Genomic DNA, 13,423 nt, shown 5'->3' on the forward strand with positions numbered 1-13,423 from the left:
TGACGTGGATCACGCTAGCGTGATCGGGGTGGGCACGGATCTCCTCCTGGACGGTGTGCGGGCGATCTGCCTCGCCCTGCCCGCGGTCACCGAGGCGCCCACGCACGGCGCGCCGACCTGGTTCGTCCGCCGCCGGTCGTTCGTGAAGTTCGTCGACCCCGCGGAGCACCGGCTCGATGAGCCGCACGTCGCCCTCTGGGCCGCCGCACCGCCGGGAGCCCGCCACGAGCTGACCGCCGCCGACCCGGACCGGTTCTTCGGCCCCCGCTTCGGCGGGCGGGACTGGATCGGGATGCGCCTCGACCACCCCGACGGGCCGGGGTGGGACGAGGTCCGCGAGGTCCTCGTCGACGCCTACCGCCAGGTCGCCCCGCAGAAGCTCGTCGCCCGGCTGTCCGGCCCAACCGACTAGAACCGAAGGACCTATCTCGTCGGCGAAATCGCTCACGGTATGGAGTCGACGCCGCGCCTCGCGCACACTCGGTCAGAGGGTGATGACACCCCGTGCGCAGCGAGGAGACGCCATGTCGCTCCAGAACCGTGCCTACGACTCCGGTCAGCTGAGCGGCCCGCGCCGGCCCGAGCACCGCGCGGGCGTCGTCAACTCCCACGGCCCCGGCGTGCAGGCCATCCGCCGGGACATCCTCGAGGGCGAGCAGATCTACGGCATCTTCGGCAACCGGCAGGGACCGATCGCCCTGGTCGGCGTCACCAACCGCCGTGTCCTGTTCATGGACGCGGTCTACGACGACGGGCGCGTCGCGCTCACGTCCGTGCCCCTGCGGCAGATCGTCAGCTGCTCGTACATCACGACCACCGACCAGCCGGTCACCGAGGCCACCGTCGTCGGGATCAAGGTCGGCCGGAACATGTTCGAGGTCGCCTGCGTCTCGCCCGAGGAGGCCCAGGACGTGCACGGTCTGATCATGTGGCACCTGATCGGGCTGTAGTCAGCCCCGCAGCAGCGACACCGCCGGGACCTTCTCCACGCCGAGGCTCTCGAAGCGCCGCACCAGCGTCTCGCAGATCTCCACCGCGTTCGGCCGGTCGCCGTGCAGGCAGATGGTGTCGACCTCGACGTCGAGGTGCTTGCCGGAGTTCGACGTCACGTGGCCCTCGAGCAGGTCGACGGCCTGCTGGGCGACCGCGTCGGGGTCCTTCGCCTTCGGCTCGGGCTCGACGATGATGTGGCCCTCGTCGTTGTACTCGAGGTCGGCGAAGCCCTCGCGGGCGACGGTCGCGCCGAGCGAGCGGGCGAGCTCCGCGGTCGGCCCGGCGAGCCAGAAGATCAGCAGGCCGGGGTCGAGGCGCAGGACGGCCTCGGTGATCGCCGACGTGATCTCCGGATCGGTCAGCGCCATGCCGTAGAGCGCGCCGTGCGGCTTGACGTGCACGACCTCGGCGCCCTCCGCGCGCGCCGTCGCCTGCAGGGCACCGGTCTGGTAGAGCACCAGCTGGGCGGCCTCGTCGGGACGCAGCGCCATCCGGCGGCGCCCGAAGCCGACGAGGTCGGGGAGCCCGGGGTGGGCACCGATCGCGGTCCCGGTCGCGACGGCCGTGCGCACCGACTCGCGCATCGTCACCGGATCGCTCGCGTGGTAGCCGCAGGCCACGTTCACCGAGGTCACGTGGGCCATCAGCTCGCTGTCGTGCCCGAGCTTCCAGCGTCCGAGGCTCTCGCCGGCATCGGCGTTGAGGTCGACCCGTGTCTGCATGGGGTCAGTGTCCGCTCAGAACGCGCCCAGGTGAACCTCCGCCCACTGGCGGAACGAGCGGGCCGGCCGGCCGAGAAGATCGGGGACGGTGGTCGTCACGTGGCCGTCGTCGTACTCGCCGCCGCGGAAGAAGCGGAAGAAGGCATCGACGTAGGGCGCCGGCATCGCCGCGGTCATCCGCTCCCGCGCGTCGTCGTCGGGCTCCGGCTCCAGACGGACGTCGCGGCCGAGGAGCTCGGCGAGCACGGCCAGCCGCTCGGCGGGCAGGGTCACCTCGGGACCGGTGAGGCGCAGGCTCCGTCCGGCGAGGCCGGGGTCGGTGAGCGCCCGGGCGGCCACCGCCCCGATGTCGGCGGGGTCGATCACGGCGACGGGGACGTCCGCGAACGGCTCGCGGACGACGTCGTCCAGCGGCGCCCACCCCAGCGCGTTCGACATGAACCCGCTCGGGCGCAGCACCGCCCACTCCAGCCCGGAGTCGCGCACGGCCGCCTCGGAGACGACGTTGAAGCGGGTGACGACGTTGTCGAGGTCGCCGCCGACCACCGCGCCCGTGGAGAGCAGGACGACCCGGCGCACGCCGGCGTCGCGCATGTCGGCGAGCAGCCCGGGCACGTCGGGGTGGCCGGCGGGCAGGAACACGGCGCCGACGCCGGACCACAGCTCGCGCACTCCGGCCCGGTCACCGAGGTCCCCGATCACGGGGACGGCGTCCCCGACCCTCGCTCCCCGTCGCGAGAGGGCGCGGACCTCGACGCCGTCGAGCGCCCGCACCACCTCGGACCCCACGTTGCCCGTCGCCCCGGCCACCAGCACGGTCTCGATGTCCATGACCGTGATGGTGGGCGTCGCGAGGGAACCTCGAGGTGCCTTCAGGCCAGCTCCTCCGCGTGCTCCTCGGCCCACGCCGTCAGCGCGGTGAGCGGACCGAGGAGCGAGACGCCGAGGTCCGTCAGCCGGTACTCGCCGCCGCGCGTCGCGGGTCTCTCGACGAGCCCGGCGCCGGCGAGGCGCCGCAACGTCTGGGTGAGCATCTTCTTGCTGATCCCGCCGGCCCGGGCGAGCAGCGCGGAGTAGCGCCGCGGACCGTGGGCGAGCCCCACCACGACGACCACCGACCACGTGTCGGCGATCAGGTCGAGCGCGGTACGCGCCGGGCAGTCGGCGAGGAAGACGTCGGGCGCCGGCGTGCTCACGCGCCCGGGGCGGCCGGGACCGGCGTCTCGACGGGCAGGTCGTCGAGCCCGGCGTGGATCGCCTGGGCGAGCAGGTCGATCTCCTCCTGCCCGACGGTCAGCGGCGGCGACACGGCGACGCCCTTGCCGAGCCCGCGGACCAGCACGCCCGCCTTCCGCGCGGCACGCAGCAGGACGTTCGGGGCGTCGGGGACGCCGTCGAGCACGTCCTGCTCGAGCTCCACCGCGGCGAGGAACCCGAACCCGGCGCGCACCTCGTGGACGTAGGGGTGCGAGGTCAGGGGCGCGAGCGCCTCGAACAGGGGCATCTCCAGCTCGCCGCCGCGCGCGATCAGCCCCTCGCGCTCGTAGATGTCGAGCGTCGCGAGCCCGGCGGCGCACGCCGTCGGGTGGCCCGAGTAGGTCGGGCCGTGCCGCAGGGTCCGCTCGCCCGGGGTGCTCCACCACGGCGCGGCGACCTCGCCGGAGGTGATCACACCGCCGAGCGGGAGGTAGCCGCTGGTCACGCCCTTGGCGAAGGTGATCATGTCGGGCCGGATGTCGCCGAAGCGCTCGATGCCGAACCAGGTGCCGAGGCGCCCGAACGCGCAGATCACCGCGTCGATGACCAGCAGCACCCCGTGGCGCCGGCACAGCTCCGCGACGCCCTCGATGTAGCCGTCGACGGGCAGGTGCACGCCGCCGGCCCCCGTGACGGGCTCGATGACGAACGCCGCGATCCGCTCGGGGCCGACCTCGGCGAAGACCTTCTCGACGCCGTCGAGGTCGTGCAGCGGGGCGACGGAGTTCTCGCCGGCGAGCACGCCCCAGCCCTCGCGGTTCGGCGGGATGCCGGTGATCGAGGTCCCGTAGCCGTGGGTGCCGTGGTAGCCGGTCTCGCGGGAGATGACGTGCACGCGCCGGCTCTCGCCCCGCGCCTGCCAGTAGCCGCGCGCGATCTTGATGGCGGTGTCGATGCCGTCGGCGCCGCCCGACCCGAAGAAGACCTTCGCGTCGTCGACGGGGGCGAGGTCGGCGAGGCGGTCGGCGAGCTCCAGGGCCGGGCGGTTCGCGATGTCGGCGAAGCACGAGTACGACTCGAGCTTCGTCATCTGGGCCATCGCGGCCTCGGCGATCTCGCGGCGACCGTGGCCGACGTTGCAGTACCAGAGGCTCGCGCAGCCGTCGAGGTACCGCCGGCCGGCCTCGTCGTAGATCCAGGGGCCCTCACCGCGATCGACGACGAACTCGTGGCCGTCCACGGCCGCCATGTCGGAGAACGGATGCCACAGGCGGGTGCTCATGGGCCGGATTGTCGCGCGCCGGGCGTGGTCGGCGGCACCCCGAACAGCATGATCGCTGCAGGTGCTCCTCGCGGTCGACGTCATCGCCCCGGCGGAGCACCCGGGTGGATCACGGCCCGCGGCAGGGGGTGCCGCGCTGCCGGGCGCTCGGCGGTCGCACCCGGCGCCCCTGCTGAGGATGATCCGTCCAGGTGCTCCGACGACCTGATGTCATCGGGTCGACGGAGCACCTGGAGCGATCATGCCGCCGTGACGCTCGGAGAAGGGGCGCGATGAAGCAGGGAACGCCGAAGAGCTGCCGTGGCTCGCGCGGCATCCCGAGGGCGAGCGGGTGGCCGACGTCCTGCGACTGGGGAAGCGGCCGCTGATGTGGTCCTGCCGACCAGCTGCCGGGCCGGCGTGGAACGCCCGGCACCGCCGGGTGGTGCGCTTCTGGATCGACGGCGACGGCGTCGACGAGGAGATGCTCGACTCTCTCCGTCGACGAGAGCCGGCGGTCTCCGAGCCCTCGCTCGAGGAGTGGCGGGCGCAGCTCAGGGACGAGCGCGTCATCGCCGACCGGCACCTGCGCACCGTGCTCGACAGCTATCACGAGCCGGCGTGGCGTCGGGAGCACAAGGGTTACGGTCGGTACCCGGAAGACCATCTCTGGTTCGCCGCGCAGGGCCTCCGGGAGATCGACGACGCTCTCGGCGACTGAGGACCGGTCGGCTCCGACGAGAACGCTTCGAATCCCGAAGCACTTCCCCGAAAGAGAAGCCCGCCTCGACAGCTGAGCACCCTAAGGGGCCCTTCGCTCAGCCACCACCGGCGATCACGCCGCGGCGTCCTCCTTGTGGAACCGCCCGTCCTTCATGATCGCGTTGAGCTTGCTGCGGTCCTGGAGGACGCGGATGTCGGCGAGGGGGTCGCCGTCGACGAGGATCAGGTCGGCGAGGTAGCCGGGGGCGACCTCGCCGAGCTCGTCGGGGCGCAGCATGATCTCGCCGCCCCAGGCGGTCGCCGAGATGATGGCCTCCATGGGCGTGAAGCCGAGGCGCTCGACGAAGTGCTCGAGGTCGCGGGCGTAGGTGCCGTGCGGGGTCCAGGCGAAGCCGTAGTCGCCGCCGGGCAGGAGCTTGATGCCGCGCCGGTGCATCTCGCGCAGGCCGTCGGTCGCCATCTCCAGTTCCTTCTTGTAGCCGACGGCCTCGGCGGCCTCCTGCGGGAACCCGAACGCCTCGGCCTCGTAGAGGGTCGCGATCAGCCAGTTGATGCCGGGGGCGACGAACACCCAGTCCTTGTTCGCCTCGAGCATGTCCATGCCCTCGGCGTCCGTGAACGAGGCGTGGTAGACGATGTCGACCTTGTTCCGCAGGCACATCTTCACGCTCTCCGCGGAGCGGGCGTGCGCGCAGACGCGCTTGCCCCGGCGGTGGGCCTCGGTGACGGCGGCGGCGACCTCCTCGTCGGAGAAGTAGGTGTCCTCGGCGCGCTGGGTGCCGGTGATCTCCTCGCCGGTCATCGACAGCTTGATCTGGTCGACGCCCAGGTCGATGAGCTCGCGCACCGCGAGCCGCATGCCCTCCGGGCCGTCCGCGAACTTCGTGATCGACTTGATGAGCGCTCCGCCCGTCACCGCGATCTCGGGCCCGTTGGCGAGGTAGCGCGGGCCGGGGATGCGCCCGGCGTTGATCGCGTCGCGGCACACCACGTCGAGGCGTTCCTTCGCCGACGCGGCGCCCAGGCACATCGTGTAGCCGGAGTCGATGTACGTCTTCGCCGACTCCATGGAGAACAGCAGGTGCTCCTCGACGGGCATGGTGCCCAGCCCGTCGAGGTCGGCGGAGTTGTTCCAGCTGAAGTGGGTGTGCGCGTCGCAGAGCCCCGACATCAGCGTGCGGCCGCGGCCCTCGACCACCTGCGCGCCGTCGGCCCTGGCCGCGTCGACCGCGCCGACGGCGGTGATCCGGTCGTCCTCGACGAGCACGTCGCCCGGGTAGGGCTCGGCGCCCGTGGAGTCGAGGATCGAGACGTTGTGGAACAGGACCTTGGACATGCCTGCCTCCAGGGCTGTGGTGTCAGAAGAACTTCAGGAGGTGGTCGGTGACTTCGTGCGGCTTCTCGAGCGCGGTCCAGTGCCCGCAGTCGTCGAAGACCTCCACGACGGCCGAGCCGTGGGCGTCGGCGAGCGCGCGGGTGACGGCCGGGGCGCCGACGCCGTCGTCGGCGCCGGTGAGCAGCAGCAACGGGAGCGCCGGGTCGATCGGGCCGGGATCGGTGGCGCCGGCGAGCGCCTCGCAGGACCGGGCGTAGCCCTCCGGGTCCTGGCGCAGGACGAGCTCGCGCACGAACGCCGCCGTGGCCGGGGCGTCGCGGCGCGTCGCCTCGGCGGTCGCGTTCGTCATCACGCCGGTCGCGACCGCGGGCAGCTCGCCGGCCCGGACCTTCGCGGCGCGGTCGTGCTGGCCCTGCTGCCCGGCCTCGGGCAGCGGGGCGGGGACGGCGCCGAGCAGCCCCAGGTGCGAGACGAGGTCGGGGCGCCGGGCGGCGAGGGTGCGCACGGTGATCGTCCCCATCGAGTGCCCGACGACCCGCGCCGGGCCGGCGTCGAGCGCGTCGAGGAGGGCGGCGAGGTCGTCGGCGAAGCCCTCGATCGACAGGGCGCCGGTGGCCGGTGAGCGGCCGGAGCCCTCCATGTCGGGGCGGATCACGCGGAACCGCTCGGCGAGGGCGGCGACCTGCGGCTGGAAGAAGTTCGCCGTGCCGCCGAGGCCGTGCACGAGCAGGACCGCCGGTCCGTCGCCGTCGACCTCGACGGCCAGTTCCTTGCCGTTGACCTGCAAGGGATCACCTTTCATCGGATGGTGTTGCGGAGCGCGCCGAGCCCCGTGACCGCGCACTCGACGACGTCGCCGGGACGCAGGAAGCGGGGCGGGTCGAAGCCGAGGCCGACGCCGACGGGGGTGCCGGTGGCGATGACGTCGCCGGGCAGCAGGGTGATCCCCGCGGAGATCACGCGGATCAGCTCCGGCACGTCGAAGATCAGGTCGGCGACCGGCGCCTTCTGCCGGGGCTCGCCGTTGACCGTCGAGGAGACCTCGAGCGCGCCGACGTCGGGGACCTCGTCGGCGGTGACCGCCCACGGCCCCATGGGCGCGTGCGTGTCGAGGGACTTGCCCAGCAGCCACTGCTTGTGGTCGCGCTGCACGTCGCGGGCGGTGACGTCGTTGACGATCGTGTAGCCCCAGACGTGGCGCATCGCGTCCTCGCGGGAGATGCCACGCCCGCCCGGGCCGACGATGACGGCGAGCTCGGACTCGTAGTCGAGCTCGGAGGTCACCGCCGGGTGCGCCTCGACGTCGTCGAACGGACCGGTCACCGCCGTGGTGGCCTTGGAGAAGACGATCGGCTTCTCGGGCAGGTCCTCCGAGCGCGCCGGGGTGTCGTAGCCCGAGCGGCCGAACTCGGCGACGTGCTCGCGGTAGTTCTTGCCGACGGCGAACAGGTCGCGCCGCGGCACGGGGATCGGTGCGCGGAGCCGGGCGCCGGGGACGGCGGGGAGGTCGCCGGCGGCCGCGACGCGGGGACCGAGGCGGTCCCAGTCCTGGACGATCGCGAGGAGCGGGACCTCGCCCACGACCGGGGTCAGGTCGCGCACCGTCGTGTCGTCCTCGTCGAGCCGACCGACCGCCTCGCGGCCGTCCGCCACGAACGTCACCAGCTTCATCGACTACTCCGAACCAATATGAACCAATCGAGGTGTGTGGTGGTTCACCTCGTCGCGATCCGACCGTAGAACGGGGTGTGCGGCGCAGCCAAGAGAACTATTGGTCTAGTATTGGTCGGCGTGGACGCTCCTGTCGTGGCCCGGCTCCGCGGCCTGCTCAACGACGCGGTCGCCGACGGCTCGCTCGGCACCGGGTCGAAGATCCCGACCGAGCGCGCGCTGAGCGACACCCTGCAGGCCTCCCGCACGGCGGTCCGGGGCGCGCTCGCCGAGCTCGAGCGCGAGGGTCGGATCACCCGGCACGTCGGGCGGGGCACCTTCCTCGCGGAGCTGGAGGGCGAGGCGTACCTGCCCGACGCCGCGCGCACGCCGCTGCAGACGAGCCCCGCGGAGATCATGGCGACGCGCCTCGTGCTCGAGCCCGAGATCGCCGCGCTCGCCGCCCGCCACGCCACCCAGAGCGACATCGAGCACGTCGGGCACTGCCTGCGCCGCGGCGACGCCACGACCACCTACGAGGAGTTCGAGGCGTGGGACTCCGCGCTGCACCGGGCGATCGCGGCGGCGGCGCACAACGGGCTGCTGCTGCGCCTGTTCGACACGATGAACGCGGCGCGCGACCTGCCGGTGTGGGGCAGCATCAAGCGGCGCTCGGCGTCACCGGAGCGCCGCCGCGGCTACGAGCGGTGCCACGGCGAGATCGTCACCGCCCTGCGCGACCGCGACCCCGACGCCGCCCGTGAGCACATGCGCGCCCACCTCGTCGACGTCCGGACGAACCTGCTGGGACCGCACTGAGCGGGCATCCTGCGCGCATGACCTCTGAGGGCGACACCGTCGACGCCGTCGTCGTCGGGGCCGGGCACAACGGGCTCGTGGCGGCGAACCTGCTGGCCGACCGCGGCTGGTCGGTGCGCGTGCTGGAGGCGTCCGACGCGCCGGGCGGGGCGGTCCGCACCGAGGAGATCACCGCGCCGGGCTGGCGCAGCGACCTCGGCAGCGCCTTCCACCCGATGGGCTTCGTGTCGCCGGTGCTGCGCGGCCTGGAGCTCGACGCATACGGGCTGGCGTGGCGCCACGCCCCGGCCGCGCTCGCCCACGTCCTGCCCGACGACCGAGGCGTGCTGATCTCCCGCGACCTCGACGTCACCGCCGCCTCGCTGGACCGCTTCGCGCCCGGCGACGGCGACGCGTGGCGCCGGCTGGCGGAGGAGTGGCAACGGCTGCGCGACCCGCTGATGGCCGCGTTCCTCGGGCCGTTCCCGCCGGTGCGCGACGCGACGACGGTGCTGCGGACCCTCGGCGGCCCGGAGGCGCTGCGGCTGGCGCGGCGAATGCTGCTGCCGGCGACACGGTTCGGCGAGGAGGAGTTCCGCGGCGAGGGCGCCCGCGTGCTCGTCGCCGGCAACGCCCTGCACACCGACCTCGCCGTCACCCAGACCGCGAGCACGGCGTTCGGCTGGCTGCTCTCGATGCTCGCCCAGGACGTGGGGTTCCCGGTGCCCTCGGGCGGCGCGCGGTCGATCACCGACGCGCTCGTGGCGCGCCTCGCCGACCGCGGCGGCACCGTCGACTGCGAGCGTCCGGTCACCCGGGTCCTCGTCGAGGGCGGGCGCGCGGTCGGGGTCGTCGACGCGGCGGGCGGGCTGGTGCGGGCGCGGCGTGCCGTGCTCGCCGACGTCCCGGCACCCGTGCTCTACGGCGACCTCGTCGGCCACGAGCACCTGCCGTCGCGGCTGGTCGACGACCTCGCGCGCTTCCAGTACGACGACGCGATCCTCAAGGTCGACTGGGCGCTGTCGTCGCCGATCCCGTGGACCGCGCCGGAGGCCCGGGAGGCGGGGACGATCCACCTCGGCGGCGACGTCGCCGGGCTCGTCGACTTCGGCGCCGACCTCGCCGCCGGCCGCGTGCCGAAGGACCCGTTCATGCTGCTCGGGCAGATGACCCTGTCCGACCCGCTGCGCTCGCCGCCGGGCACCGAGTCGGTCTGGGCGTACACGCACCTGCCCCACTCCCGGACGCTCACCGACGCGGAGCTCGACGAGCAGGTGCGCCGCATGACCGCGGTGATCGAGCGGCACGCGCCGGGCTTCGGCGACCGGGTCGTCGCGCGGGCCGTCTCCCGGTCCGGCGACCTGGAGGCCCGCAACCCGTCGCTGGTCCGCGGCGCGCTCATGGCGGGCACGGCCCAGATCCACCAGATGCTGGTGTTCCGCCCGACCCCCGGCCTCGGGCGCCCCGACACCCCCGTCGACGGGCTCTTCCTCGCCGGCGCCACCGCGCACCCGGCCGGGGCCGTGCACGGCGCGCCGGGGGCGAACGCGGCGCGGGCGGCGCTCGCCCGCGGCGGTCGCCTCGGGCCGGTGTACAAGGCGGGGATCCGGGCCGCGAACCGGCTGGTCTACGGCGCGCCCGAGGTCCGCGCGCCCTCGGGCTGAGCGAATCCCCGGCGTGTCGCGCCGGCGAGGATTGGCGATCCTGGCTTCTGACGCCAGCGATGCCGCATCGCTGGTACGCCGCGTGTGCCCCGGCGGGTCAGGCGAGGGCGGCGGCGACGATCGCGTCGCCGTCGAGGTGGTGGTGGGCCCACGAGTCGGCGAGGTCGGAGGACCGGCCGAAGTCCGTGACGCCCAGGTGCGCGGCGCGCCCGCCGTGCACCGAGGCCAGGAACGCCAGCGTGTGCGGGTGGCCGTCGAGCACCGTCACGAGCTTCGCCGCGCGGTCCGCGGGGAAGGCGGCGTCGAGGATCCAGCTCGGCGCGGACTCGGTGGGGCCGGTCGCCGCGGTGCGGGCGCGCAGGGCGCGGAAGAGCCGGTCCGGGCTCGTGACCACGACGACGTCGGCGCCGACGCCCTGCTCGGCGAGGCGTTCGGCGGCGGCGACGGCCTGGCCGACCAGCGCACCCATCACCGCGATCGTCACCTGCGGGGTGCCCGGCGCGCGGCGCAGCAGGTAGGCGCCGGCGACGACCTCGCGGCGGCGCCGGGCGCGCGCCGCGGGGTCGGACGGGACGGCGGCGAGGCTCTGGTCGACGGGCACGGTCGACAGGCGCAGGTAGGTCGACGAGCCGCCGGCGCGCCCGAGGCGGGAGAGCCCGTCGAGCAGGCACCAGGAGACCTCGACGCCGAACGCCGGCTCGAAGGCGACGCAGCCGGGCTGCTCCAGGCCGATCGAGGGCGTGGTGATCGACTGGTGCGCGCCGCCCTCGGGCGCCAGCGACACCCCGGACGGTGTGCCGACCAGGATCGACTGGCCGCCCGCGTACATCCCGAACGCCCAGGGCTCGAGCGCGCGGGAGACGAACGGGTCGTAGAGCACTCCGATCGGCAGCAGCGGCTCGCCCCAGCGCGACCAGGTGGCGCCGAGCTCGCCGAGCAGCCCGACGAGGTTGGTCTCGGCGATCCCGAGCTCGATGTGCTGGCCGCTGGGCAGCTCGTGCCAGTGCAGGATCGTCTCGGCGTCGTCGGCGAACCAGTCGCGGCGCTCGTGCGCCGACCACGACCCGACCTTGTTCAGCCAGCCGCCGAGGTTGGTCGACGACGTGACGTCCGGGCTGACGGTGACGACGCGGCGGGCGGCCTCGGGGGCGGTGCGGGTGAGGTCGAGCAGGGCGCGGCCGAGCGCCTGCTGGGTGTGGCCGGTGCCGGTGGGGGTGCGGTCGAGGTCGTCGGGGACGGCGGGGGGCGCGGTCGGCGTGACGGGCGTGCGGCGCAGGCGCTCCGCGGTCGTCCGGCACAGGTCGGCCGCGGGGCCGTCGGGCAGCGGGGCCCACGGGTCGTCGAGGTCCGTGCCCAGCCCCGTGGCGAGCGCGCGCATCTGGGTCTCGGTGAGCAGGCTGGAGTGGTTCTGCGGGTGCCCTTGCGTCGCGAGGCCGTAGCCCTTGACGGTGTAGGCGAAGATCACCGTCGGGCGGGTGTCGTCGATGGCGTCGTAGGCGTCGGCGAGCGCGCCGAGGTCGTGGCCGCCGAGGTTGCGGATGGCCGCGTGCACCGCGCCGTCGTCGACGTCCCGGAGCAGCGCGGCCAGCGCCTCGCCCTCGGGCCCGTCGCCGGGCAGGCGTTCCCGCAGCTGCAGCGGGGTGCAGCGCAGCAGCCGCTGGTACTCGGGGTTGGTCATCTCGTCGATGCGCCGGCGCAGGGCGTCGCCGCCGGGGCGGGCGTAGAGGTCGGCGAGCAGGCGCCCGTACTTGACGGTGATGACCTGCCAGCCCGCCGCGGAAAATAGCCCGTGCAGCCGGGTCGCGGAGATCTCGGGGACGACGCGGTCGAGGCTCTGGCGGTTGAAGTCGACGATCCAGCAGACCTCGCCGAGCTCGCGCACCATCGGGTCGAGCACGGCCTCCCAGACCGCGCCCTCGTCGAGCTCGGCGTCGCCGACCAGGGAGAACTGGCGCCCGGTGCCCGCCTTGCCACTGATGCCATCGGTGTAGCGGCGCGCGATCGTGCCCCAGATCGGAGCGGTGGCGCCGATGCCGACCGAGCCGGTGGAGTAGTCGACGGGGTCGGGGTCCTTCGAGCGCGACGGGTACGCCTGCAGGCCGCCGGCCTCGCGCAGGGTCGTCAGGTACGCCGGGTCGAGCTCGCCGAGCAGGTGGTTGATCGCGTGCAGCACCGGCGAGGCGTGCGGCTTGACCGACACGCGGTCCTCGGGGCGCAGGGTGTGGAACCACAGCGCGGTCATGATCGAGACGATCGACGCCGACGACGCCTGGTGCCCGCCGACCTTGAGCCCGCTCGGGTTGGCCCGCACGCGGTTGGCGTGGTCGATGATCGCGGTGGCGAGCCAGAGCACCCGGTCCTCCACCGCTTGCAGCGCGGCACGCTCCGGCTCCTCGCCGTGCAGCGGTGCGGGTGCGGGACGGGTGGATGTCATCGATGGCCTCCGGATCCACATCGGTGCCCGAAGCGTTCGTCATGGGGTCGAACTGCGCAAGCGCGACCGACGCGCGTGAGCACTATGGTCAGCCCGTCCGTGCCGCCGGCCGTGGGGAGTGAGCAGGATGGAACCCGTCGACGCCGTCGACGCGCGGCTGCTCCAGGCCCTCGGCGAGGAGCCGCGCGCCACGGTCGTCGCGCTCGCCGAGCGCCTCGGGCTCGCGCGCAACACCGTCCAGGCGCGCCTGACCCGCCTGGAGAGCCGCGGCGTGCTCGGCGACTTCGCCCGGCGCATCGACCCGGCCGCGCTCGGCCACCCGCTGCGCGCCTACGTCACCACGCGCGTCGACCAGCGCCGGCTCGCCGAGGTGACCCAGGCGCTGGCGCGGGTCCCCGAGGTGGTCGAGGTGGTGGGGCTCGCCGGCGACGACGACCTGCTCGTCCAGGTCGTCGCCCGCGACGCCGACGCGCTCTACACGATCGCGGGCAGCCTGCTCGCCGTCCCCGGCGTCGAGCGGACCTCCACCGCGCTCGTCATGCGCCAGCTCGTCCCGTTCCGCCTCGACCCGTTGCTGGAGCGATGCGCTGCGCGCACGTGAGTGATGTGGGTCGTCATGACGACCCGAATCACTCACCTGCGCAG

The 13,423-nt window shown here is 73.8% G+C and carries 14 protein-coding genes; 6 read left to right on the forward strand and 8 right to left on the reverse strand.

Features of this window, described 5'->3' with window-relative positions; all coding sequences use genetic code 11:
* The first annotated feature begins 28 nt into the window (after nt 1-28).
* Complete coding sequence (locus tag WCD58_RS28440; protein WP_337706489.1) at nt 29-412, forward strand: MmcQ/YjbR family DNA-binding protein; 384 nt, start codon at nt 29-31, stop codon at nt 410-412.
* A gap of 112 nt (nt 413-524) precedes the next feature.
* Nucleotides 525-950 (forward strand): hypothetical protein, encoded by a 426-nt coding sequence (locus WCD58_RS28445; RefSeq protein WP_337706490.1) that lies wholly within the window; start codon nt 525-527, stop codon nt 948-950.
* Here WCD58_RS28445 and WCD58_RS28450 read toward each other — a convergent pair whose 3' ends face one another.
* Genes WCD58_RS28450 through WCD58_RS28465 form a run of 4 tightly spaced genes read right to left on the reverse strand, consistent with a single transcriptional unit; the run spans nt 951 to nt 4,194 of the window.
* A complete protein-coding gene (locus tag WCD58_RS28450) occupies nt 951-1,715 on the reverse strand; it encodes a LamB/YcsF family protein (protein ID WP_337706491.1) in 765 nt (254 codons plus the stop codon).
* Between the two features lie 15 nt (nt 1,716-1,730).
* The gene (locus WCD58_RS28455; protein WP_337706492.1) at nt 1,731-2,546 is read right to left on the reverse strand and encodes an SDR family oxidoreductase; all 816 of its coding nucleotides are present in this window, start codon (nt 2,544-2,546) and stop codon (nt 1,731-1,733) included.
* A gap of 41 nt (nt 2,547-2,587) precedes the next feature.
* Nucleotides 2,588-2,911 carry a winged helix-turn-helix transcriptional regulator gene (locus WCD58_RS28460; protein WP_337706493.1) on the reverse strand — a complete coding sequence of 108 codons (324 nt, stop codon included), beginning with the start codon at nt 2,909-2,911 and terminating at the stop codon, nt 2,588-2,590.
* Nucleotides 2,908-4,194 (reverse strand): aminotransferase family protein, encoded by a 1,287-nt coding sequence (locus WCD58_RS28465; protein WP_337706494.1) that lies wholly within the window; start codon nt 4,192-4,194, stop codon nt 2,908-2,910. Before WCD58_RS28465 ends, WCD58_RS28460 begins: the two co-directional genes overlap by 4 nt.
* A 295-nt stretch (nt 4,195-4,489) precedes the next feature.
* Here WCD58_RS28465 and WCD58_RS28470 point away from each other — a divergent pair, with 295 nt between their 5' ends.
* Nucleotides 4,490-4,894, forward strand: a complete 405-nt coding sequence (locus WCD58_RS28470) for a DUF7711 family protein (protein WP_444876330.1) — start codon at nt 4,490-4,492, stop codon at nt 4,892-4,894.
* Nucleotides 4,895-5,008: 114 nt separating this feature from the next.
* On the opposite strand, the gene WCD58_RS28475 is transcribed toward WCD58_RS28470, so the two are convergent.
* The 3 genes from WCD58_RS28475 to WCD58_RS28485 are packed head-to-tail and all read right to left on the reverse strand — an operon-like array spanning nt 5,009 to nt 7,903.
* Nucleotides 5,009-6,232 carry a metal-dependent hydrolase family protein gene (locus WCD58_RS28475; protein ID WP_337706496.1) on the reverse strand — a complete coding sequence of 408 codons (1,224 nt, stop codon included), beginning with the start codon at nt 6,230-6,232 and terminating at the stop codon, nt 5,009-5,011.
* Between the two features lie 22 nt (nt 6,233-6,254).
* Entirely contained in the window at nt 6,255-7,019 is a 765-nt protein-coding gene (locus WCD58_RS28480) for an alpha/beta fold hydrolase (protein ID WP_337706497.1), read from the reverse strand.
* Nucleotides 7,020-7,030: 11 nt separating this feature from the next.
* Complete coding sequence (locus tag WCD58_RS28485; protein WP_337706499.1) at nt 7,031-7,903, reverse strand: fumarylacetoacetate hydrolase family protein; 873 nt, start codon at nt 7,901-7,903, stop codon at nt 7,031-7,033.
* A 120-nt stretch (nt 7,904-8,023) separates the two neighbouring features.
* Here WCD58_RS28485 and WCD58_RS28490 point away from each other — a divergent pair, with 120 nt between their 5' ends.
* Nucleotides 8,024-8,701, forward strand: coding sequence for a FadR/GntR family transcriptional regulator (locus WCD58_RS28490; protein WP_337706500.1), 678 nt, complete (start codon nt 8,024-8,026; stop codon nt 8,699-8,701).
* Between the two features lie 17 nt (nt 8,702-8,718).
* Nucleotides 8,719-10,344, forward strand: coding sequence for a phytoene desaturase family protein (locus tag WCD58_RS28495; protein WP_337706501.1), 1,626 nt, complete (start codon nt 8,719-8,721; stop codon nt 10,342-10,344).
* 97 nt (nt 10,345-10,441) lie between these two features.
* On the opposite strand, the gene WCD58_RS28500 is transcribed toward WCD58_RS28495, so the two are convergent.
* Nucleotides 10,442-12,778 carry a thiamine pyrophosphate-binding protein gene (locus WCD58_RS28500; protein WP_337706502.1) on the reverse strand — a complete coding sequence of 779 codons (2,337 nt, stop codon included), beginning with the start codon at nt 12,776-12,778 and terminating at the stop codon, nt 10,442-10,444.
* Nucleotides 12,779-12,905: 127 nt separating this feature from the next.
* On the opposite strand from WCD58_RS28500, the gene WCD58_RS28505 reads away from it, so the two are divergent.
* Nucleotides 12,906-13,379 (forward strand): Lrp/AsnC family transcriptional regulator, encoded by a 474-nt coding sequence (locus tag WCD58_RS28505; protein WP_337706503.1) that lies wholly within the window; start codon nt 12,906-12,908, stop codon nt 13,377-13,379.
* Nucleotides 13,380-13,423: the final 44 nt, after the last annotated feature.

The organism is Actinomycetospora flava (assembly GCF_037400335.1).
Taxonomy (GTDB): Bacteria; Actinomycetota; Actinomycetes; order Mycobacteriales; family Pseudonocardiaceae; genus Actinomycetospora; species Actinomycetospora flava.